Genomic DNA, 21097 nt, shown 5'->3' with positions numbered 1-21097 from the left:
TGGGCGTTTAAAATTTAAGGGTAAAAATGAAAAAATGGCAAGAATTGACGATTAATTCTTTTATGAATTTAAGCATAGCTTTAATTGCTGGTGGGGTTTTAAAACTGGTTTTGGATTTTACTAGCATTATAGCAGCGGTTGTGATTATATTTGTAGGGAGTTATTTTTTATTAGCTACGATAATTACAGCCAAAAATTTAGATAAAGGGGATTAAATGGACGCATCAGCATATGCAGCGGTGGTGATAGTTATATTTGGCACTATCGGGCTTTATTTTTTAAACAAAACAGCAAAAGACAGCAAAAAGGCTTAATAATGAATTGTTTTGAGGCAGGGGATTAAATGGACGCATCAGCATACGCAGTGTTAGTAATAGCTGTATTTTTAACTATCGGACTTTATTTTTTAAACAAAACAGCAAAAGACAGCAAAAAGGCTTAATAATGAATTATTTTGAGGCAGAATTAAACTCTCACAAGCAAGTTGTAGAAAAAATAAGCGCGCTTGCGCCAAAAATAAATGAATGTGCCAAAATTATAATTAGCGCGCTAAAAAATGGCAAAAAAATTTTAATTTGTGGCAATGGCGGCAGCGCAGCTGATAGCCAGCATTTTGCAGCTGAGCTAACGGGGCGTTATAAATGCGAGCGTGCGCCATTGCCGGCTATTGCGCTAAGTACCGATACCTCAGCACTTAGTGCTATTGGCAATGACTATGGATTTGAGTTTGTTTTTGCTAGGCAGGTGCTAGCTCTTGGGCAAGATGGCGATGTGTTAGTGGCGATTTCAACCAGTGGCAATAGCCAAAATGTGCTTGAAGCCATCAATTGCGCCGAGCAAAAAAACATACAAATAATTGCGCTCTTAGGCAAAGATGGAGGCGCAATGAAGGCTTGTAATAACGCTATAATCATTCCAAGCGATGATACAGCTAGAATACAAGAGATGCATATTTTAATTATCCACACACTTTGTGCAGCCATTGATGAGGCCTTTAATATTTAAAATTTATGCTTTTTTCAGGCATAAATTTTAATTCTAAAATAAACAGGCCAAAATATCTAGCAGGTTTTCATCTTAAATTTTAAAGCAAATAAATTTTAAAATTTTGCCAGCAAGAATGTGCTTTTTTGCTATAATTTGAGATTTTTTTAAAGGCGAAAAATGCAAGTAAAAACTAAAATTGAAGGTTATAAAAAAGTAGAATTAGTAGTGATTTTAGCTTTGATGAGCGCAGTCGCTCCGCTATCTACTGATATGTATTTGCCCGCTCTTACAAGCGTTAAAGAAAGTTTTAATTCAAATGAGTTTTACGCTCAGCTTTCGCTTGCTAGTTTTTTTATAGCTTTTGCTTTTGGTCAGCTGATTTATGGGCCATTAAGCGATATTTTTGGGCGGAAAAAGCCCTTGCTTTTTGGAATTTGTCTTTTTATACTGGCTAGTTTTGGCTGTGTGATCGCACCTGATATCAATACCTTTATAATTTTAAGATTTTTTGAAGCACTTGGTGGTTGTGCTGGCGTGGTGATTGCGCGTGCTGTTGTAAATGATTTGTTTGAATTGCATGAAGCTGGCGCGATGTTTGCTTTAATGATGATAGTTTCATCGCTTGCGCCTATGCTTTCGCCTTCGCTTGGCGGGATTTTATTAGAATTTTTTAGCTGGGAGAGCATTTTTATAAGTTTGTTTATTCTTGGTTTTATTTTGCTAGGATTAATTATTTTTAAACTTGATGAAAGCGCGCCCAAAACAGATAGAAGCGAGATTTTTTCTCAAAAGAAAATCATTGCAAATTATAAATTCGTGCTAAAAGATAAGGTTTTTTTAATTTATGTTTTATCAGCTGGTTTTGCGATGGCTGCGATGTTTGCATACATTACGGCATCAAGTTTTGTTTTTATTACACATTTTGGGTTGAGTGAGCAAATTTATGCCTTGCTTTTTGGTTTTAATGCGCTAGGTTTTATCATAATGAGCGCAATAAATGCAAAATTAGTGCTAAAAAAAGAGCCAAAAAAAATTCTTGCCTTTGCTTTTTTGGCTATGAGCGGGTTTAGTTTGGTTTTATTTTTGTGCGCTGATTTTGGCTTTTTGGCTTATGAGGCAATGCTATTTTTTACTATTGCGATGTTAGGGTTTATTATGCCAAATACCACAACTCTTGCTATGGCGCGCTTTAAAGAGCATTCTGGCACGGCATCTGCTTTGCTTGGGACAATTCAATTTATTTTGGCTGGCTTGCTTAGTTTTAGCGTTGGTTTTTTAAATGCTAATACTCCATCAATGCTTGCTCTCGTGATATTTTCTTGTGTATTTTTTGCAAGCGCGCTGTATTTTGCTTTCATAAAAAATGTGCTTAAAAAGGCACAAAATGATTGATTTTTCAAGCTTAGATTGCGCATTAGTTACCACAAAAGATGCTAGCACTCAAAAAGATGCCATTTTAAAATTAGAGCAAATTTTATCTCATCTTGGCATTACTATGTTGCTTGAAAATCACAGCGCAAAAGAACTAGGGCGCAATGATGGATTAAGCAAAGATGAGATTTTTTCGCGCACAAAACTTGTGATTTGTCTTGGCGGAGATGGTAATTATATCGGTGCTTGTAGAAAATTTTGGGAGTATGGGGCGTATTTATTTGGGGTTCATACTGGCAGGCTTGGTTTTTTAACTGATGTGGTAATTGATGAATGCGCGGTATTTTTGGCTGAGCTTAAAAATGGCAAATTTTATCTCCAACAGCCAAAATTTTTACAAGCAAAACTCATCAAAGGTCAAAATTTCATAAGCAAACTAGCCTTTAACGACATAACGCTAATGCGCGAAAAAATCAACTCCATTACGCAAATAGACGCATTTTTAGATGGAAAATATTTTAATTCTTATATAGGTGATGGCCTTATAATAAGCTCGCCGATGGGTTCAACTGCTTATAATATGAGCGCTGGCGGAGCCATAATGCATCCACAATGTGAAATTTATGCCATCACGCCGGTTTGCTCGCACGCCCTTACGCAACGCCCACTGATTTTGCCTTCAAATTTTGAAGTAGAGTTTCGCTCAAATGATGATGTAGTGGTGCTAATGGACGGGCAAGATTATGTGGGATTAAAAGATTATGATAGCCTAAAAGTAGGCATAAGCCAAACTAGCATAAATCTAATAAGGCGCATGGGGCATGATTATTTTGATGTTTTAAGGCAAAAACTTCGCTGGGGTCATCAATGATAAAGAGATTTTACGCTAAAAATTTAGTAGGTTTTGGCGAGGTGGAGCTTTGTTTTGATGGCGGTTTTAGCGTATTTACTGGTAGCAGTGGGGCTGGCAAAAGCGTTCTTATGAATGCGATTTTGAGCGTTTTTGGCTTTAAAGAGTGTATGAGCGGGGTTTGCGAGATCGATACTAGCAAGGATTTTGGCGCAAATTTTATAGACCTTGGCATAGAATGCGATGAAATCAATGTTTTTAAAGCAAGCAAGCAAACAAGCACAAGGTATTTTATAAACAATCAATCCCTTAGCAAAAAACAGCTCCAAGGCTTGATAAAACCATACATAAGCTATCTAAGCGCAAAAGAAAACAACGAAATATCAAATAAAAATCTTTTAATGCTTTGTGATGCTTTAATTAGTGCTGATGAGTTTATAAGGGCAAAAAACGATTTTAGCGCGCTTTTTAAGGATTTAAAAGCCACAAAAGAAAGCTTAAATGCCTTAAATGAAGATGAAAATAAAATTGAAGAGATTAAGGAATATTTAAAATTTGAGATCGATAAAATCGCTGGTGTGAATCCAAAAATAGGCGAATTAGACGAGTTAATAGAGCTTAAAAATAAAATTAGCAAAAAAGATAAAATCATAGAAGCTTGGGGCAAGGCAAGCGGGATTTTTGAGTATGAAAACGCGGCTATTAGAGCATTAGAGCTTAGTGGGGTAGATGGGGAGTTTTTAAGTATTGCTTTAAATGAGTTAAAAAGCGTGCGTGATAATTTAAGTTTTGAAGAATTAAGTGATGAACAAATTGAGCGTTTGCTAGATAGAATAGAAGCGTTAAATGCGTTAAATAGGCGTTATGGCAGCATTGACGAGGCCTTAAATGTGCTAAAAATTCGCCAGATGGAATTAGAAAAATACGAAAAAATCGAGTTTGAAAAGGCCGATTTGGAGCGTAAAATTTTAAAATTAAACGAGCAAGCTAGCAAGCTTTGCCAGATATTAACTAAACACAGAAAAAAATCCATCAAAATGCTTGAAGATATGCTAAATTCATACCTTAACAAGCTTTATTTAGAAGGGCTTAGTTTAGAATTAAAGCGTTGCGAGCTTTGTGAGTTTGGTTGCGATGAGGTTAATTTAAGCTTAAATGAAGCTAGTTTTAAAAATATTTCAAGTGGTGAATTAAATCGCTTGCGCCTAGCTTTTATAGCAACTAGCGCGCAAATAATTGGCGCAAAAAATGGAGTGCTATTTTTAGATGAAATAGATGCGAATTTAAGCGGCAAAGAAGCTATGAGCATAGCTTGCGTGCTTGCGATGCTAGCTAAGCATTATCAAATCTTTGCTATTTCGCATCAGCCACAACTTAGCTCAAAAGCCGATCATCATTTTATAGTTCAAAAAACAGATGGCATTTCACAAGTTAGAAAGCTCCAAAAAAACGAGCGCGCGGGAGAACTAGCTAGGATGATAAGTGGCGAGCATATAAGCGATGAGGCAAAAAGCTTTGCTAAAAAACTTTTGGATTAAAATTTTAAAATTTATTTATTGCTTTAACATTTTAAAATTTTAAGATAGCGATATTTTAAAATTTAAAATTTAAAATAAGGGCGCGATATTTTGATGTTTTAAATTTTAAAACTCTAAATTTTAAAATTTATTTGTTGTTTTAACATTTTAAAATTTAAAACAGCGATATTTTAAATTTTAAAATTTTAAAATTTGGCGCGCAAGCTAGCATTTGGATTTTAAAATTTTTTGGCAAATAAATGCCACAATCCAAGAAAAAAAGAAGCCACAAAAGCACTAATAAAAAACGCTCCATCTGGGCCAAAATGCTTTACCGCAAAGCCAGCAAAACTCGCTCCAATGGGCGTAGAACCTAAAAAAAACAAGCTATAAACGCTCATCACGCGCCCTCTGTATTTATCATCTGAGCCAAGCTGTAAGAGCGAGTTTATCGTGCTAATTGTAATGATTAGGCAAAATGATGTAAAAATTAAACTTAGCCCACAAAGCCAAAAATTATCCCAAACGCCAACGCTTGCAAGCATCAAAGCCGATAAAAACGGCAAATAAAGCGTGATTTTTTGGCTGGTGTTTAATGCGGGTTTTTCATGGTTTAAAGGCGGGGCATTTAAAATTTGGCTAGATTTTTGAGCTTTATTTGTGTTTTGATTTAAAATTTCTTTGGAGTTTTTGCTGGTTTTGGCTAAGTTTTGGCCTAAGCTAGCTGCAAAAAACGCTCCAAAAAACGCTCCAACGCCTAAGAATGCCATTAAATATCCATAGCTAGTATCATCGCCACCTAAATTAAAATGCACAAGAGCTGAAACCAAAACGCTGTAATTTGGCACGAAGGTGGCTACAATTAAAAGCACGATTAAGGGCGAAAGTAAATGCTCGTGCGATTTTATATAAATAAAGCCTTTAATTATGCTTTTTAGCATACTTGAATGCGCTCTGGCCGTGCGCGCGCGCTTTGGTTTAACCAAAAACAAACTAGCAAAAATCGCCACAAATGAAAAGGTATTAAATAAAAAACAAGCGCCAATGCCAAAGCTAGCCATGATAATCCCAGCAAGCGCAGGCCCTAAAATGCGCGATACGCTCACGCTCATTGAATTAAGCGCAACGGCATTTGGCACAAGGGCGCGATTTTCTACAAGTTCATAAATAAAACTATGGCGGGTCGGCGAATCAAGGCTATTAAAAAGTCCAGTTAAAAAAGCCAGCACTAAAATCACGCCAAAACTAGCAAAATCCATAAACACGCTAAGAGCAAAAATAAACGAAACCACGCAAAGCCCAGCTTGAGTGAAAAATAAAATCCGCTTTTTGTCCATTCTATCAATCAAAACCCCAGAAAATAACGAAAAAATCATAATCGGCAAGAAATGCATGGCTGAGACGATGCCTACAAGCACAGGATCATTTGTAACTTTAAGCGCAAGCCAGGGTTGGGCGATATTTTGCATCCAAGTGCCTGTTTGGCTAGCACCAAGCCCTAGCCAGTAAATGCGAAAATTACGAGATTTAAGAGCTATAAAAGGATTTTGCATTTTGTTTCTTTATGGATTTTGGCTTTTAAAATTTGGCGATTTATTAGCCTTTGCTTAATGGCATTATTACGCCATTAAGGCTTAAAAAGGCTAGTTAGCTTTTAAATTTTAATCCCACCAACTAGAATAAAATTTTAAAGCAAATCAAGTGAAATTTTGCCGTTTTTAATCTCAGCGATTTTTACCCTTACGCTCTGGCTGGTTTTTAACGGGCTTTTAATTTTGCTTATGTGAAGCAAGCCATCAGCACTGCTTGATCCAGAAGTTATAGCGATAAACGCGCCAAAGTTTGTAGTGGTTTTAACCACGCCATCAAACTCAGCACCCACGCTAAATGCGCTAATATCTGGCTTGTGGGATTTAAAATTTGATTTAAAATTTCGGCCGTTATCTTTTTGGGTTATTTCGATTATATAATCTTTTGCTGCGCGGACATTTTTTTGCTCATCTCCGGCGATTTTTACCTCGCCTTTATCTCTGTCTAAATCCACACTAACGCCGAATTTTTCGATGATTTCTTTGATTGTTTTGCCAGCTTGGCCTATAATATCTACGATTTTGCTAGGATCTACGCTAAATAATTCTAGTTTTGGCAAAACATCTTCATTGATGATTATTTGGCGATTTGCTTCTTCCATTATATTTAAAATATGCTCTCTTGCTTGCTTTGCTTGATTGAAGGCTTGGGATAAAATTTGCATTGAAATTCCACCAAGTTTTATATCCATTTGTAAGGCTGTGATGCCCTCGTGCGTGCCAGCTACTTTAAAATCCATATCTCCATCGTGATCTTCAAGCCCCATTATATCGGTTAAAATCGCATATTTATCATCTTCTAAAACAAGTCCCATCGCCACGCCAGCTACTAATTTAATGCTTGCTATTCCAGCTGCTCTAAGTGCTAAGGCGCCACCGCACACACTAGCCATCGAGCTTGAACCATTGCTTTCTAAAATTTCACTTACTAAGCGAATGCTCTGTGGTAAATCTACATCAATGCTTGGATATAGCGCGCGTTTGGCTAGATTGCCGTGGCCTAATTCACGGCGTCCTGGTGCTTTTAGCTGGCTTGCTTCGCCTACGCTAAATCCTGGAAAATTATAATTAAACATAAATTTTTCACTAACTGGCGTCTTTTGCGTTAAAAGCTCGCTCATTTGCACATCATTATCATTGCCAAGAGTGGCTACTACTAAGGCTTGCGTTTGTCCGCGCGTAAAAAGACAACTACCATGCGCGCTTGGCAAGATATTTGTTTGTATGCTAATTGGGCGCACTTCATCAAGCTTTCGCCCATCAGCGCGAAGCCCTTCATTTAAAATTTGAGCCCTAACTACTTCTTTTTTGTATTTATTTAAAGCATTCACAATATCAGCCTCGCTCCATCCTTGGGCGATGCAAATATCGCTTTGAAGGATATTTTGGGCGATTTTGCTTAGCTCGCTAGCCCGTTCGCTTTTGGCCATTTGATTTATGGCTGATTTTACATCAGCTCCATACATACCGCGCACAAGCTCATAAGCGTCTAAATTGTCAATTTGAGGTTTTAGATTGATGATGGCATCAGCTTTTTTATACGCTTTAAAGGCTTCATTGTAGGCTTTTGAGCCATTTGCGATAGCCTTTGTGCCAAACTCAATTGCCATAAGCATTTTTTCTTCGCTAAACTCATTCATATTTTGATTAAAATTTGCTGGGATATCTATAAGAGAATCCATTGCTACCACAGGTATAGCGCTAATTTCATTTTTGCTAGGCAATGAGCGCATTTCTATCATTAAAAGCTCATCATCAACGCCAGCAAGATACAAATCAAGCGTGCTTTGTTTTAGTTCATCTAAACTAGGATTTAGCACAAAATTTTCATCCACGCAAGCTACGCGCACCCCGCATACATTGCGATTTACTGGTATATCGCTTAAAAATAACGCAGCTGAGGCCGCATTTAGAGCAACAACTTGTAAATCCACTTGGCTATCAGCACTTAATACAAGCACAGTAATTTGCGTAGGATAAGCATAGCCTTTTGGGAAAAGCGGGCGTAAAGAGCGGTCAATTATCCTGCTAGTTAGCGTTTCAAACTCGCCAGGTTTTGTTTCGCGTTTAATATATCCACCAGGGATTTTGCCTGCGGCGTATTGTTTTTCTATGTATTGAACGGTTAGCGGTAAAAAATCCTCACTTACTTGATTTTCATCTCTTGCTATTGTGGCTAAGATAACAGCCTTGCCAACTTTAAGCATAACAGCACCTGCTGCTTGTTTGGCTACTTGATTGATATCAAAGATTTGTTCTTGATTGTTTGCTTGAATGTTAATTTGCATTGCTTACTCCTTGCTTTTTTAATGGTAGATAATATGGGCTATCTTCTAAAATTTTAAGTATGGCGTTTTCGTCATTGTCTAGGGTTTTTTCATAGTAAAAATCCGTGCTTACAAAGCCGTCTATTTTAAAGGCGCAATAAACATCATCGACTATTGTATTTGCGTATTCGGCCATATCGCTTGGCATTAGGGCTATGCCTAAAATTACGCTTTTTGCGCCCATATTAGTTAGTGATTTTGTAGCCACTGCTAGTCTTGCGCCTGTTTCACAGCTATCAGTAATCAATAAAATATTGCGATCTTTTAACGGGCTTAAAAGCCCGCCTTTGCGGTATTTATAGACATTTTTTAAAATTTTTTCTTCATACAATTTTTTGGCTCGCCCATAAATATAGTCTTTTGTGATCTCAAAACTAACCCGCAAGGCTTCATTTATTACCACATCTTCGCTTTCACTAACGCAAGCTATATCGCATTCATCGTTATTTGGCGTTTTGATATCTTCGCTAAAAAGTATTTCATAGCCTAAATCTAGCCCTCTTGCTACAAAATCGCACATAATCACGCTTTTTATATTCAAACAAAGAATTAAAAAATTATTTGCTTTTAGCTCGTTTCGTGGCAAAATCTCTAAAAGCTTAGAGCCAGCGTCATTTTGATCTGTAAATTTCATTAACTATTATCATCCTCTTTTAAAGAAAATCCATAATTAAACTCTCCAAATGGATAAAAAGTAAAATACACATAAACCCCGCTTTTTCTCTCGCTTTCAGGGCCTGCTGATGTGATTTTAGGCGTTATATCACGGCGAAAATACAAGCCATAGCTAAAACATCTGCGCCTTTGGGTTAGTCCTAAAAGCCACATTTTTGTATTATCTCTTTCATAATCATAAGCCCACGCACCAAAGATTTGATAATCTTGTGGCAATTTATAAGCAGCGTTTGTTTGGAAATAATTTGAGCGCACGAAGCTAGTATCAGCATCGCTATCGTAGCGTTTGGTGTAGTTGTGTAAAATATCTAGGCTAAAATTTAAATAATTAAAATTTGCGCCGCTTTGAAGGGCGGTAAAATCTTTGTGGGCATTAGAATAGACTAATTTATTATAAAATTTTGAACTAGCATAATATAAATCTATTTTATTTTTTGTATCGCCTAATTTATTTGCGCTAAAATTGTAGCTTTGGCTTATATAATGGCGTAAAATTTTATTGCCATCGTTATTAAATAAATACTGCGCCATACTTGCTTGGACGCTTTGGCTGGTGTAGGCGCTATCAAGTTCGTTGATAAAATTATCCTCTAAAATATAATCACTCGAATATATATACCTGCTGATATCGCCGTGCTTGTAGCCTGGTTTGATGTATTGTAGCTCTAAGTTTAAACTATGATACACACCGCCAAAAACATCATACGCTCTTGCAAGGTCTGTATTTAATAAAATTTCATGCCAGTTTCTAATGTATTGATCGTGCTTTTTATCCATTAAATAAAAATCATTTAAATACGGCACATAAAATTGATTTTTTACATAATCCACACGGCTAGCATACAAATGCTCATTAAAACTAAGATTTAGCCAATCATCAAATAAATTTATATTAAATCCAAATGGCGCGTAAAGCTCGTATTGGTGGGCTTTTGTGCCAATTGAGCGCGTGTAGTTGTGGTATTTGGCATCAAATGAATAGGTAAAGTGCTTGTTTATAAAGGTATCATAATAGCTGTGGTATTGTAAGGCGGGCAATTCTTGGATTGTGGCTTTGTTTTTATGCTCTGTGCCGATTTTTGCCGTGTCTATATAATAATTGCCATATAAGCCAAAATAATGCTCGCTAGTGTTGATATAATAATTTAATTTAGAATGAATTAGCGATGAATAAGCCAAACTTTCTTTACGGCTACGCAAGTTTAAATAATCCACATCATTTAATTGCGTTACCCTTAATAATAAACCCTCATCATAATCGCCATTATATAAATATTTGGCTAATTTATCTCTATCGTATTCTAATTCTATGCCGTAGTGTTCTTGGTATTTGAGATTTTCTTTTATTTGGTAAGATTTTTTATCTGTGAAAATTCCGCCTCTAATTAACCCTTGCGAATAAGGCGAATCCACAAAACGAAATGTGCCATATAATCCTGCGCCACGCACTGAGCGAATTTGTGGGTTTAGTTCTAAATCCCAATTATCGTGCGTGGCTATGTAAAAGGGCTGTTGGTAGTATAAACCCTCGCGGTGCGTGTAGCCTAGCTCTGGGGTTAAAAGCCCGCTACGCCTGTTTTTATTTGTGCTATAACCAAAATAAGGCAAATACGCAACCGGCGTAGCACCAATAAATGGGAAATTTATATACATCACAGAATTATAAAGCCTTAAATATTCATCTTTTTTATCTAATTCTCCGCGCGAGTATTTTATAAACCAATCGGGGTTTTCTACATTACAACTTGAAGTAATTGATGAGTTCGTTTGAAGTAAAATTTCATTAGAGCAGACCTTTTTTGCTTGCACCCAAAGTTCGCTTTTTTTGTCTAATCCAAAGGTATTGTTTATTAAAATTTCGTTATTTGCTAGATTTATTTTAGCGTAGGTGCTATTTGAGGTTTGGTTGTCATCTTTTAGCACATAAACATCATCAAAAAGCTCTACAATCTCATTTTTTTCATCATATATAGCGCGTTTAGCACTTATTAAATAAGAGGGCGAATAAAGCAGCACATCACCGCTAGCTTCTGTGATATCGCCATTTTTTTCTACCTTACTTGCTAAAAATTGAACCTTTTGGCTTTGTGCGTTTAAAAGGCTTATTATAAAAGCGTATAAAATTATGCTTTTTATAAAATTTTTATTTGACTTCACAGACTATTGTCCTTGCGATTTTGTCTTGCCAGGTTTGACGCTCGTTATTGCCAAAAGCCCAAACAAAGCCCAAATAAAAGCACCACGCACTAAGCAATCTCATACAAGCTCGCAAAAAAGCATTCAAAAAACTAGGCGTTGAAAGCATAGTAGTATCTAAGCAAATAATCTTACACGCCATTTTGCCAGCTGTCGCACCAAATCTCCAAATAAAAAAAGTATGATAAAGCAAGTTTAGGGCAATTATCTCTAAAATCAAGCTAGAAAGCGCAGCACTTAGGGCTTGAGGGTCATTAAAAAGCTGCATTAAACTAGGCAAATATATTATAAAAAGCAAGCCATTAAGCAATATATCATCTATCAAAAAAGCAAGGGCTCTTTTTTGAATGCTTGCTAATTCAATGCCCTCTCGTTGTAATTTTTCAGCTATTGTTTCCATGTTTTGCCTGTAATTTAAAATTTTAAAATTTAAAATCGCGCATTTTAGCATAAAAGCTTGAAATTTTACTTTTATGGCTTGATTTAAGTTTTGCTTAACTTTTAAAATTTAAAAGCGTTTTGTGGTCGGCTAAATGTGCTTTTATATATTTTTAAGTTTTAGTTATATTTAAGTTTTTTTAGTTAGAATTGCCACATTTCGTTTATATCGCAAATGCGCTATCTATGACATCTTAGCTTAAACTTATCAAATATTTTAAAGGTTTTTTATGGAAAATCCACAAAATTCTGGTGAAAATAATATTCGCACCAAAAAGCAACATATGCAAACTCACACGCCAGTAGATGGGCATACTATTGAAGAATTGCGAGAGCTTGATTTAGAGCGTCTTATAGAAATTGCCAGCTCTATGGATATAGAAAATCCACGCGAATTCCGCCGCCAAGAGTTGGTTTTTGAAATTTTAAGAGCTCAAACCAAACAAGGCGGATATATTTTATTTACTGGTATTTTGGAGATTGTGCCTGATGGTTTTGGCTTTTTGCGAGCTATGGGAAGCGATTTAAGCGATAGCCAAAATGATACTTATGTTAGCCTTAGCCAAATCAAAAAATTTGCCTTGCGCGTAGGCGATATAATCACCGGCCAAGTGCGCGAACCAAAAGAGCAAGAAAAATATTACGCTCTTTTAAAAATAGAAGCCATAAATTATAAAAGCATAAATGAAGCTAAGCAAAGACCATTATTTGATAACCTAACGCCTATTTTTCCAACCGAGCAGTTAAAATTAGAATACGACCCACTTCGCCTAACAGGGCGCGTGCTTGATTTATTCACGCCTATTGGCAAAGGACAGCGCGCATTGATAGTAGCCCCGCCACGCACAGGTAAAACAGAATTAATGAAAGAACTAGCACAAGGCATTACCCGCAATCACCCAGAAGTGCAATTAATCGTGCTTTTAATAGACGAGCGCCCAGAAGAAGTAACCGATATGGAGCGTAGCGTAAAGGGCGAGGTGTTTAGCTCTACTTTTGATATGCCAGCATTTAATCATGTGCGCGTAGCCGAACTAGTAATAGAAAAGGCAAAGCGTATGGTAGAAACCGGGCGCGATGTGGTGATTTTGCTTGATAGCATTACGCGTCTTGCGCGTGCTTATAACACCGCAACGCCAAGCTCAGGCAAGGTTTTAAGCGGTGGCGTGGATGCAAACGCACTTCACAAACCAAAACGCTTTTTTGGCGCAGCAAGAAATATAGAATGTGGCGGTTCGCTAACTATCGTGGCAACTGCACTTATCGACACAGGCTCGCGAATGGACGATGTGATATTTGAAGAGTTTAAAGGCACGGGCAATAGCGAAATGGTGCTTGATAGAAATATCTCAGATCGCCGAATTTACCCAGCACTTAATATCTTAAAATCTGGCACTAGAAAAGATGAATTGCTACTAAAACCTGAAAATTTAGCAAAAATTTGGGCTATTCGCAATGTAATAGCTACAATGGATGATGTAGAAGCGCTTAAATTTTTATACCCAAAAATGCAAAAAACTAAAAATAATGAAGAATTTTTAAATATTATAAATAATTAAATCGCTTATGCCAAAAAGCTAAAACAATGACAAAATTAGAAAGAAAAATTGCTCACGCTTTTAATGTGTCACGCGCTCTTTACACCGCAAATGGCACAAGTGCTTTATATCTTTGCTTTTTGCGCGCTAAAATTTTAGGCAAAAATAAAATCGCTCTGCCTAGCATTATTTGCCCGCAAGTCGTATCTGCTGCGCTAAAAGCTGGATTAAAAATTTATTTTTGCGAGCCAAATTTTAAAGATTATAATAGTGATTTTAAAGCCATCAAAGCTCTTTATAAAAAAGAAAAATTCGATATTTTGCTTGTGGCTCATCTTTATGGGCATTTATGCGATGAGCGCGTTTTTGATTTTGCTAAAACTCATAAAATTTTACTTATTGAAGATAGCGCGCAAACTTATAAAGTAAATTCAAAAAGCGATTTTTCTGTGCTAAGCTTTGGGCATACTAAATTTCTCTCTAATGCGGGGGGGGGGGTATTGTGAGCTTTAAGCACAATCTTAGCCCGCTAAAAGCATTAAATAAAGAGCTTTTGCCGCGCCCATTTAATCTTAATGAATTATTTGATGAATACAAAAAAACATATTACGCCCTAAATCCACTTGATAAAAATTATTTAAACGAATTAAAAAATTTATTTTTAAAGTATTGCTTTATTTTTAAAGATGAAAGAAAAAATGAAATTTTAAGCACAAAACTAACAAGCCTTTATAAAATTTCTAAGCAAAGAAAACAAAAAGCAAAACTCTATCAAAAGCTTTTAAAGCATAAGCTAATAAAACAACCAGAAATTCAAAATGGCTCCATTGCTTGGCGTTATACTTTTAGAATGAAAAATTTTAGAGATGAATTATTACAAGCACTTAGAGCAAAAGGCATTGATTGTAGTAGCTGGTATATGAATAATGAAAAAATTTTTGGGTTTAAAATTTCGCCAAAATCAGCGCGCCTTGAAAAAGAAATAGTTAATTTATGGTGTGATGAGAGTATAAGTAAAAAGCAAATTAAACAAAATATTAAAATTATTTTAGCGATTGTATCGCAACTTAAAGGACAAAAATGAATAAAAATCAAGAGCAATGGATAAATCTACATAAGCAAAAACGCCACCAGCCACGCTATCCTCATCAATTAGTCGTTTCATTTGCCTTGCGCACTTTTAAACAAGGCGGAGCGATTTTGGATTTGGGTTGTGGAGCTGGCAGGCATTTAAAATTTTTAGCTGAAAATGGCTTTGAAGCTTATGGCTGCGATTATTCATCAAGTGGCATACAAGCAAGCCAAGAATTGCTAGCAAGCGCAAACTTAAAAGCAAATTTTGAAATTGCAAGTGTTGATAATTTGCCTTATGATGATGAATTTTTTGATGGTTTGATTTGTTTTGGCGTGCTTTATTATAATGATAAACAAAGCATACAAAAAGCAGCCGGTGAAATATTTAGAGTGCTTAAAAAAGGCTCAAAGGCTTTAATCCTTGTGCGAAATTTAGAAGATTATCGCTATGAAAAGGCAAAAAAACTTAGCAAATACGAGGTGATAATCCAAGAAAACGATGAAAAACGCTCAGCCTTTAAAGAAAATGATATGCCTATGTATTTTTTTGATAAAGACGAGGTAAAAAGAGTGTTTTATCACTTTAAAAATTTAGAAATAAACCGCATCCGCACTTCTTTTGATAATGATAGCTATGCTGATGATGATTTTGTAATAATTTGTGAAAAATGAAAATTTTAATCTACGCAAACGGCGGAGAAAAAATCGGCTTAGGGCATATAATGCGCTGTTTGCGACTAGCTTTTTATCTTAAAGGCTGTGATATTAGCTTTGCAAGTGATGATAAAAAGTGGCTAAGCCACGGACACGAACTTATAAAAAACGCAGGTTTTAAGCTTTATAAAATACCAAATCATCAAGCCTTGGCAAGCTTGGATGCGCAAATTTTACTTATAGATAGTTATGATGTAAGAGCTGATTTTTTTACTTATATAAAGAAATTTTTTTATAAAGTAGTTTGTATAGATGATGAATGCGAGCTTAAATTTTATGATGTAGATTTAATTATAAACCCAAATCCTTACGCAAGCACACTGCCTTATAAATTAAGCCCACGAACTAAAACGCTTTTTGGGCTTTTGTTTTTAAGAACTGAGTTTATAAAGGCTAAAAAAATTACTATCAACAAAAATATAAAAAATATTTTTCTTACTCTTGGCGGGAGTGATGATAAAAATTTAAGCTATTTTATTGCTAAGAGTATTCAAAACTATCTTTTAAGCCGTAATGTTATTTTACACATAGCAATAGCTAAGGCTTTTAAATACAAAAAAGAGCTTTTGGGCTTAGAAAGTTCGTTTATTAAATGCTATGAAAATGCGCCAATGGCTGAGCTTATGCTTGGTTGTGATGTAGGGGTTTGTGCTTGTGGGCAAACGGTATATGAGTTTTTAAGCTTAGGTGTGCCAATAATTTCTTTTGTCCTTGCAAGCAACCAAAAAAATCTTGCTCTTTTTGGCGTTCATCAAGGCTATTTGATATTTACTCGGCCTGAAAATATAGCAATGGAGCTTGAAAAAATGAGCTTTGAAACAAGGCTTAATTTAAGAGCAAATATTAATCAAAATTTTTGCCCAATTTTTATAGATGAAAATTTTAAAAGCTTATTTTTTACGCTTTTAGGTCTTTAAAAAAATAAATCAAAACCGATTTGGCGTTTTACAATTTTATAAAGGATAGAAAATGGATTTAGATGAAAAATTAAAAAAAGCCCAAAGGCTTGAAAAGAAGTCTTATTATATTAGTGAATATCTTTTTAGGGTGCTAATTATTCAAAAATTTATACTTTTGCCACTGGCTAAAACTCCAATAACGCCAAATTTCATTACCATTTTAAGCGCAATTTTTGCGGCCTTGTCGTTTTACTTTATATATTTGGGGCATTTTATTTGCGCTGGGTTATTATTTTTGCTTTATAGCTTGCTTGATCATATCGATGGAATGCTTGCGCGCTATAAAAATCTTTCATCAAAAATTGGTAAATTGCTTGATGCAAGCGTGGATAATTTAACATTTAATGGGATTTTTATATTTTTATTTTTTTGCGATTTGATTTCATTACAAGCTTGCATTTTTGCTCTTGTTAGTATGAATATTTATAATTGCATAACTACTTTTTATATCTTAAATCAGCTAAGAAAATTAAAATCCATCAAACGCTTTGGGCTAAAAAAATGGTTTTTAGATCGTGGTTTTTTGCTTGGCATTGATGCTAGTTTGTTGGCGATTTTAATTTCTACTGGGATAATGCTAGGCTCTTTTGAGCTGATGTGTTATGTTGTGGGTGGGATTTTTCTTTTTGATTTGTGTTATCGTTTGATTGAGCTTTATGCAAATATAAAAGGGCGCAAAAATGACGATAAACATTACTGGGCGAAATTTTATCAAAACAATCAAAGCCCCTTTTTGCCATCTTTATTTGCAAAATTTATCTTAAAATACGCTCCAAAAAACGCGCAACTTTTAGAGCTTGGTTGTGGCAATGGTAGAGATAGCGTGTTTTTCTATGAAAAAGGTATGCGCGTAAAAGCAATTGATGCGTGTAAGAGCGAGATTGAGTATTTAAAGGCTAATTACGCAAAAAATAATTTAGAATTTGAAAATGCTGATTTTTGTGCTTTAAATGAAATTTCTAATGCTTATGATGTGATTTATTCGCGCTTTACCTTACATAGTATTACTAAGGCTGAGCAAGAAAGCTTGTTGCCTTTTGTGTATAAGGCCTTAAAAGCGCAAGGGATTTTTTGTGTAGAAGCTAGAGGGCTTAAAAACTCTCTTTATAATCAAGGCCTAGCTCTTGGGGATAATGCTTTTATTTATGATGAACATTACAGAAGATTTTTGGATTTTGAAATTTTATGTGATGAACTTAAAATTTTAGGCTTTAATTTACTTTTTGCCAAAGAAGATAAAGGTTTTGCGCCATTTAAATAAGAATTATCGCGCAAAAATAGCCTTAGTATTTTCATTTATATATAAATCTGGATTTTCATTTAAAGGGATATTTAAATAATAATATCCCTTCGCATCAAGTAAATTAGAAAATCCATTAAAAAACTCATCACCTGCGTTTTCTTTTATATTAGCGCATTCATCGCGCACAAGCATTTTGGCTTTGCTTGCTTTTATTGCCTTATAAAACTCAAAATGTTTTCTAGTAAAATCATTTTAACTAAACAAAATTGCCTAGCCTTTAAGCTAAAATCTGGCAAGTTTTCTTTAAGTATGCTTTGAAGTAAAAGCTCATTATAATCAACGCCAAAGGCATTGTGTATTAATTCATCGCGAAAGCCACCCGTTCTGCTAGCTATTTCTATAAAGTTTATTTTATTTTTATTTAGTTTTAATTCTATGTGAGCTGCGCCAAATTTTATATCAAAAGCTTCAAGCACTCTTAAACATTCTTTGTGGATTAGAGTTTTTTCATCATCGCTTATTCTTGCTGGGATTAGGTTGTTAGTTTCGCAAAAATCATTTGAGTCGTTGAAATACTCCTCTGTAATAGCAATAATGCGGTGTTTTGAATGCGAGCTGATGGTTTCTACTGAAAACTGCTTGCCATATAAAAGCTCTTCAAGCAAAACTTTTTTATTATAAGCTAAGCTTTGACAATATCCAAAATGCTCTAAAAGCTCGCTTTTATCACGCACAAGCATTACACCCCTGCCAGCACTTCTATCACTTGGCTTTATTACAAGTGGAAATTTTAAATCCAGCTTTTCAAGCTCTTTTATGTCTTGAACTACTAAATAAGAAGCACAGGGTATATTAAAGCGTTTAAAAATTTCTTTCATTTTGCTTTTGTCTGTTGTGTTTAGGGCTGTTTGGTATGAGTTTGTGCCTAGGTTTAATTTTTCGCCCACATAACACGCCGTGATATTTCCTAGCTCGCTTGCGCTAGTGCCAATGCCTGCGATTTGATATTTTAAAGCAAGGGCAAGGATTTGTTCTTTTTCATCTACGGAGATAAGGTGAAAAAAATCAGCTTCGCCCTTACAAACGCAATTTTTGTCATAATCAAATACATGGCTAATAAAACCAGCTCTTTTTACACAATGTAAAAAATCTCTTTGTAAAGATGAGCCACCGATGATGAAAAAATGCTTCATATTTAGCCTTTTTTACATTAAAATTTGGCTATTTAGCACAAATCGTGGTCTTTGAAACTCAAAGCTTGGGCGTGCTAACAGCATCTTGGGCGTTTAGTTGAGGCATTTTGAATGCTTTTAATAAACTCTTTTTTGCTAAGTATTGGTTTATCTGGGTGCTTTTTTTTGGCGTGTTTTACATATTCATCATAGCTTGGCAAGCCAGCTATGGCTGAAAAAACATCATCAATCCTACTCCAAACACGCCTTAAAAAGCTAAAACAAATTTTAAACATACGCATATTCATTTTTGGTTTTTTTATCTTCAACTTCGCTAATATCTATGTATTTGCTTTCTTTTAATGGATAATCTTCTTTGCCTTTATTTCTTGCATAAGCAATACAAATTCTAATGCCTTGAAAAGTTACGATTAGCACAACAACCATAAATAATACGCAAAGAATGGCATCTACTGTGTTATTAAAAATTATAATTTTGGTTTTTTCGATTAAGGCCATATCGGTCATTTCTAATAACTCAGCACTTTTGTTTTGCACGGTGGCTACATGGCTTACTTTATCATGCACGCTAGTTGGGTCGCCATTGCTTGGTAAAATTTTACAAAGTGCTGCATACATGGTAGCTATCCACACCCAAACAAGCGGTATAATCGTAACAAAAGAGTATTTTGCCTTGCCTATTTTAAAGATATAAACAGTAGCAAATAACAAAGCCATACCTGCTAGCATTTGATTGCTAGCTCCAAATAAAGCCCAAAGCGTGTAAATTCCGCCCATAGGATCAGTTACGCCAGCATAGAGCAAATACCCCCAGCCAGCTACGCCTATTAGTGTAGCTATAATCGCCCAGGTCATATTTGTGGTATCGCCTGCTTTTTGATAGATATTGCCTAAAATATCTTGTATCATAAAGCGACAAGTGCGCGTGCCAGCATCAACAGCTGTTAAAATAAAAAGTGCTTCAAAAAGTATGGCAAAATGATACCAATAAGGCATCATCGCCACTCCGCCTAACACCTCATGAAAAAGTAAGGCAAGCCCAAGCGCAAAAGTAGGCGCACCGCCTGTGCGTGAAAGCATTGTTTCTTCGCCTACGCCTTTTGCTAGGGCTTCTAGCTCGCTAGCTGTGATGGTAAAATTATATCCATTAGCATTTATGCTGTCTAAAACAACTTGTATTTTAGGCACAGCCGCTGCTATATCAGTGCCTAATCCTCCCATATTTATAGAAAAATACTCACCAGGACTTAGCATTACAGCGCATACTAGCGCCATTACGCCAACCAAGCTTTCCATTAGCATCGCGCCATAACCAATAAAAAGAGTTTGGGTTTCTTTTTGAACCATTTTTGGGCTAGTCCCTGAGCTAATTAAAGCATGAAAACCGCTAATTGCGCCACAAGCAATAGTTACAAATAAAAACGGAAACAAATCCCCAGCAAAAACAGGTCCATCTCCCGTGCTAGCAAAGATCGTAACAGCTGGCATTTTAATCTCAGGGCCAACGATTAAAATAATAACGCCCATTAAAAATATAACGCCAAGCTTTAAAAAGGTGCTTAAATAATCACGCGGTGCAAGCAAAAGCCACACAGGCAAAACAGCCGCACAAAAGCCATAAATCATAATCGCCCAGGCTAATGCCTCGCCACTTAAACTAAAAAAATTATTCCAAAAAGGACTTGCTACCACATAATGCCCAGCCCAAATACTAACTAAAAGCGCGATAAATCCAACAATGCTAGCTTCTAAAACCTTACCAGGTCTAATATAACGCGTCCAAACGCCCATAGCAAGAGCAATCGGTATAGTCATAGTAATAGTAAATAAACCCCACGGGCTATCAGCAAGAGCTTTAACCACAACCATAGCCAAAATAGCAATTAAAATAAGCATAATAAAGAAAATCCCCACCATCGCAACGCCACCGGTGAATTTGCCCATTTCTAATTTTATCATTTCGCCAAGACTTTTGCCGTTATGGCGCACTGAGATTATCATTACCACAAAATCATGCACCGCGCCTGCTAGCACCACACCAACGAGTAGCCAAAGCATACCAGGCAAATAGCCCATTTGCGCTGCTAGCACAGGGCCTACAAGCGGGCCAGCACCAGCAATGGCAGCAAAATGATGCCCAAAAAGCACATATTTGCCAGTTGGATGATAATCCTTGCCATCATTTAGCGTATATGCTGGCGTTGCGCGGCGCTCATCTAAGCCCATTACTTTCATCGCTACAAAACGCCCATAAAAACCATAGCCGATGATATAAATACAAGCAGCAGCTACTACTAGCCAAGTAGCGCTAATTTTTTCTTCGCCGTTATTTAGCGCAAGCACGCCAAAAGCCCACGCCCCAATAACAGCTGCTAAAACTAAAAGCAATTTTTGCTTAAAGCTCATTTGCTCTTGCATGGCAAATC

The 21097-nt window shown here is 35.9% G+C and carries 20 protein-coding genes; 11 read left to right on the top strand and 9 right to left on the bottom strand.

Annotation, left to right across the window (positions count from 1 at the left end):
- Positions 1-26: 26 nt before the first annotated feature.
- The 5 genes from CINF_RS07625 (at position 27) to CINF_RS07605 (ending at position 4746) form a co-directional block, all read left to right on the top strand.
- Complete coding sequence (locus CINF_RS07625; protein WP_178696805.1) at positions 27-215, top strand: hypothetical protein; 189 nt, start codon at positions 27-29, stop codon at positions 213-215.
- Positions 216-441: 226 nt separating this feature from the next.
- Positions 442-1005: a D-sedoheptulose 7-phosphate isomerase gene (gmhA, locus tag CINF_RS07620; RefSeq protein ID WP_420808775.1), complete on the top strand. Its 564-nt coding sequence runs from the start codon at positions 442-444 to the stop codon at positions 1003-1005.
- A 159-nt stretch (positions 1006-1164) separates the two neighbouring features.
- The gene (locus tag CINF_RS07615; RefSeq protein WP_179975106.1) at positions 1165-2379 is read left to right on the top strand and encodes a multidrug effflux MFS transporter; all 1215 of its coding nucleotides are present in this window, start codon (positions 1165-1167) and stop codon (positions 2377-2379) included.
- Positions 2372-3229 carry an NAD(+)/NADH kinase gene (locus CINF_RS07610; protein WP_179975105.1) on the top strand — a complete coding sequence of 286 codons (858 nt, stop codon included), beginning with the start codon at positions 2372-2374 and terminating at the stop codon, positions 3227-3229. The genes CINF_RS07615 and CINF_RS07610 overlap by 8 nt, the downstream gene beginning before the upstream one ends.
- Positions 3226-4746: a DNA repair protein RecN gene (locus tag CINF_RS07605; RefSeq protein ID WP_179975104.1), complete on the top strand. Its 1521-nt coding sequence runs from the start codon at positions 3226-3228 to the stop codon at positions 4744-4746. Before CINF_RS07610 ends, CINF_RS07605 begins: the two co-directional genes overlap by 4 nt.
- Before the next feature lie 218 nt (positions 4747-4964).
- On the opposite strand, the gene CINF_RS07600 is transcribed toward CINF_RS07605, so the two are convergent.
- The 5 genes from CINF_RS07600 to CINF_RS07580 form a co-directional block, all read right to left on the bottom strand.
- The gene (locus CINF_RS07600) at positions 4965-6278 is read right to left on the bottom strand and encodes an MFS transporter (protein ID WP_179975103.1); all 1314 of its coding nucleotides are present in this window, start codon (positions 6276-6278) and stop codon (positions 4965-4967) included.
- 134 nt (positions 6279-6412) lie between these two features.
- Positions 6413-8602 carry a polyribonucleotide nucleotidyltransferase gene (locus tag CINF_RS07595; protein ID WP_179975102.1) on the bottom strand — a complete coding sequence of 730 codons (2190 nt, stop codon included), beginning with the start codon at positions 8600-8602 and terminating at the stop codon, positions 6413-6415.
- Complete coding sequence (locus CINF_RS07590; RefSeq protein WP_179975101.1) at positions 8592-9275, bottom strand: sodium:proton antiporter; 684 nt, start codon at positions 9273-9275, stop codon at positions 8592-8594. Before CINF_RS07590 ends, CINF_RS07595 begins: the two co-directional genes overlap by 11 nt.
- Entirely contained in the window at positions 9275-11473 is a 2199-nt protein-coding gene (locus tag CINF_RS07585; RefSeq protein WP_179975100.1) for an LPS-assembly protein LptD, read from the bottom strand. Before CINF_RS07585 ends, CINF_RS07590 begins: the two co-directional genes overlap by 1 nt.
- On the bottom strand, positions 11460-11912 hold the full coding sequence (locus CINF_RS07580; protein WP_179975099.1) for an RDD family protein: 453 nt from the start codon (positions 11910-11912) through the stop codon (positions 11460-11462). The genes CINF_RS07585 and CINF_RS07580 overlap by 14 nt, the downstream gene beginning before the upstream one ends.
- Before the next feature lie 268 nt (positions 11913-12180).
- Here CINF_RS07580 and rho point away from each other — a divergent pair, with 268 nt between their 5' ends.
- From rho to CINF_RS07550, 6 genes are read left to right on the top strand one after another with little or no spacing between them, the layout of a single operon-like run.
- A complete protein-coding gene (gene rho / locus CINF_RS07575; protein WP_178696815.1) occupies positions 12181-13509 on the top strand; it encodes a transcription termination factor Rho in 1329 nt (442 codons plus the stop codon).
- A gap of 26 nt (positions 13510-13535) precedes the next feature.
- Positions 13536-13994: a DegT/DnrJ/EryC1/StrS family aminotransferase gene (locus tag CINF_RS07570; RefSeq protein ID WP_179975098.1), complete on the top strand. Its 459-nt coding sequence runs from the start codon at positions 13536-13538 to the stop codon at positions 13992-13994.
- The gene (locus tag CINF_RS07565) at positions 13991-14572 is read left to right on the top strand and encodes a DegT/DnrJ/EryC1/StrS family aminotransferase (RefSeq protein WP_179975097.1); all 582 of its coding nucleotides are present in this window, start codon (positions 13991-13993) and stop codon (positions 14570-14572) included. The genes CINF_RS07570 and CINF_RS07565 overlap by 4 nt, the downstream gene beginning before the upstream one ends.
- On the top strand, positions 14569-15234 hold the full coding sequence (locus CINF_RS07560) for a class I SAM-dependent methyltransferase (RefSeq protein ID WP_179975096.1): 666 nt from the start codon (positions 14569-14571) through the stop codon (positions 15232-15234). Before CINF_RS07565 ends, CINF_RS07560 begins: the two co-directional genes overlap by 4 nt.
- On the top strand, positions 15231-16193 hold the full coding sequence (gene pseG, locus CINF_RS07555; protein WP_179975095.1) for a UDP-2,4-diacetamido-2,4,6-trideoxy-beta-L-altropyranose hydrolase: 963 nt from the start codon (positions 15231-15233) through the stop codon (positions 16191-16193). The genes CINF_RS07560 and pseG overlap by 4 nt, the downstream gene beginning before the upstream one ends.
- 52 nt (positions 16194-16245) lie before the next feature.
- Positions 16246-17496, top strand: coding sequence for a CDP-alcohol phosphatidyltransferase family protein (locus tag CINF_RS07550; protein ID WP_179975094.1), 1251 nt, complete (start codon positions 16246-16248; stop codon positions 17494-17496).
- A 3-nt stretch (positions 17497-17499) separates the two neighbouring features.
- On the opposite strand, the gene CINF_RS07545 is transcribed toward CINF_RS07550, so the two are convergent.
- From CINF_RS07545 to CINF_RS07530, 4 genes are all read right to left on the bottom strand, one after another.
- On the bottom strand, positions 17500-17670 hold the full coding sequence (locus CINF_RS07545) for a hypothetical protein (protein WP_179975093.1): 171 nt from the start codon (positions 17668-17670) through the stop codon (positions 17500-17502).
- 17 nt (positions 17671-17687) lie between these two features.
- Positions 17688-18671, bottom strand: coding sequence for an ATP-grasp domain-containing protein (locus tag CINF_RS07540; protein ID WP_179975092.1), 984 nt, complete (start codon positions 18669-18671; stop codon positions 17688-17690).
- A gap of 74 nt (positions 18672-18745) precedes the next feature.
- The gene (locus CINF_RS07535) at positions 18746-18946 is read right to left on the bottom strand and encodes a CstA-like transporter-associated (seleno)protein (protein WP_179975091.1); all 201 of its coding nucleotides are present in this window, start codon (positions 18944-18946) and stop codon (positions 18746-18748) included.
- Positions 18939-21077, bottom strand: a complete 2139-nt coding sequence (locus CINF_RS07530) for a carbon starvation CstA family protein (protein WP_179975960.1) — start codon at positions 21075-21077, stop codon at positions 18939-18941. Before CINF_RS07530 ends, CINF_RS07535 begins: the two co-directional genes overlap by 8 nt.
- Positions 21078-21097 lie beyond the last annotated feature (20 nt).

This window comes from Candidatus Campylobacter infans (assembly GCF_013416015.1).
Classification (GTDB): Bacteria; Campylobacterota; Campylobacteria; order Campylobacterales; family Campylobacteraceae; genus Campylobacter; species Campylobacter infans.
This window is presented reverse-complemented; position numbering and strand designations above follow the sequence as displayed.

What these genes read in the sequence shown, in the direction of transcription:
- CINF_RS07535 (WP_179975091.1), bottom strand. Translation starts at nt 18,946, where the DNA reads ATGTTTAAAATTTGTTTTAGCTTTTTAAGGCGTGTTTGGAGTAGGATT.
- CINF_RS07595 (WP_179975102.1), bottom strand. Translation starts at nt 8,602, where the DNA reads ATGCAAATTAACATTCAAGCAAACAATCAAGAACAAATCTTTGATATC.
- CINF_RS07550 (WP_179975094.1), top strand. Translation starts at nt 16,246, where the DNA reads ATGGATTTAGATGAAAAATTAAAAAAAGCCCAAAGGCTTGAAAAGAAG.
- CINF_RS07625 (WP_178696805.1), top strand. Translation starts at nt 27, where the DNA reads ATGAAAAAATGGCAAGAATTGACGATTAATTCTTTTATGAATTTAAGC.
- pseG (WP_179975095.1), top strand. Translation starts at nt 15,231, where the DNA reads ATGAAAATTTTAATCTACGCAAACGGCGGAGAAAAAATCGGCTTAGGG.
- CINF_RS07605 (WP_179975104.1), top strand. Translation starts at nt 3,226, where the DNA reads ATGATAAAGAGATTTTACGCTAAAAATTTAGTAGGTTTTGGCGAGGTG.
- rho (WP_178696815.1), top strand. Translation starts at nt 12,181, where the DNA reads ATGGAAAATCCACAAAATTCTGGTGAAAATAATATTCGCACCAAAAAG.
- CINF_RS07570 (WP_179975098.1), top strand. Translation starts at nt 13,536, where the DNA reads ATGACAAAATTAGAAAGAAAAATTGCTCACGCTTTTAATGTGTCACGC.
- CINF_RS07580 (WP_179975099.1), bottom strand. Translation starts at nt 11,912, where the DNA reads ATGGAAACAATAGCTGAAAAATTACAACGAGAGGGCATTGAATTAGCA.
- CINF_RS07600 (WP_179975103.1), bottom strand. Translation starts at nt 6,278, where the DNA reads ATGCAAAATCCTTTTATAGCTCTTAAATCTCGTAATTTTCGCATTTAC.
- CINF_RS07540 (WP_179975092.1), bottom strand. Translation starts at nt 18,671, where the DNA reads ATGAAGCATTTTTTCATCATCGGTGGCTCATCTTTACAAAGAGATTTT.
- CINF_RS07590 (WP_179975101.1), bottom strand. Translation starts at nt 9,275, where the DNA reads ATGAAATTTACAGATCAAAATGACGCTGGCTCTAAGCTTTTAGAGATT.
- CINF_RS07560 (WP_179975096.1), top strand. Translation starts at nt 14,569, where the DNA reads ATGAATAAAAATCAAGAGCAATGGATAAATCTACATAAGCAAAAACGC.
- CINF_RS07545 (WP_179975093.1), bottom strand. Translation starts at nt 17,670, where the DNA reads ATGCTTGTGCGCGATGAATGCGCTAATATAAAAGAAAACGCAGGTGAT.
- CINF_RS07530 (WP_179975960.1), bottom strand. Translation starts at nt 21,077, where the DNA reads ATGAGCTTTAAGCAAAAATTGCTTTTAGTTTTAGCAGCTGTTATTGGG.
- CINF_RS07615 (WP_179975106.1), top strand. Translation starts at nt 1,165, where the DNA reads ATGCAAGTAAAAACTAAAATTGAAGGTTATAAAAAAGTAGAATTAGTA.
- CINF_RS07610 (WP_179975105.1), top strand. Translation starts at nt 2,372, where the DNA reads ATGATTGATTTTTCAAGCTTAGATTGCGCATTAGTTACCACAAAAGAT.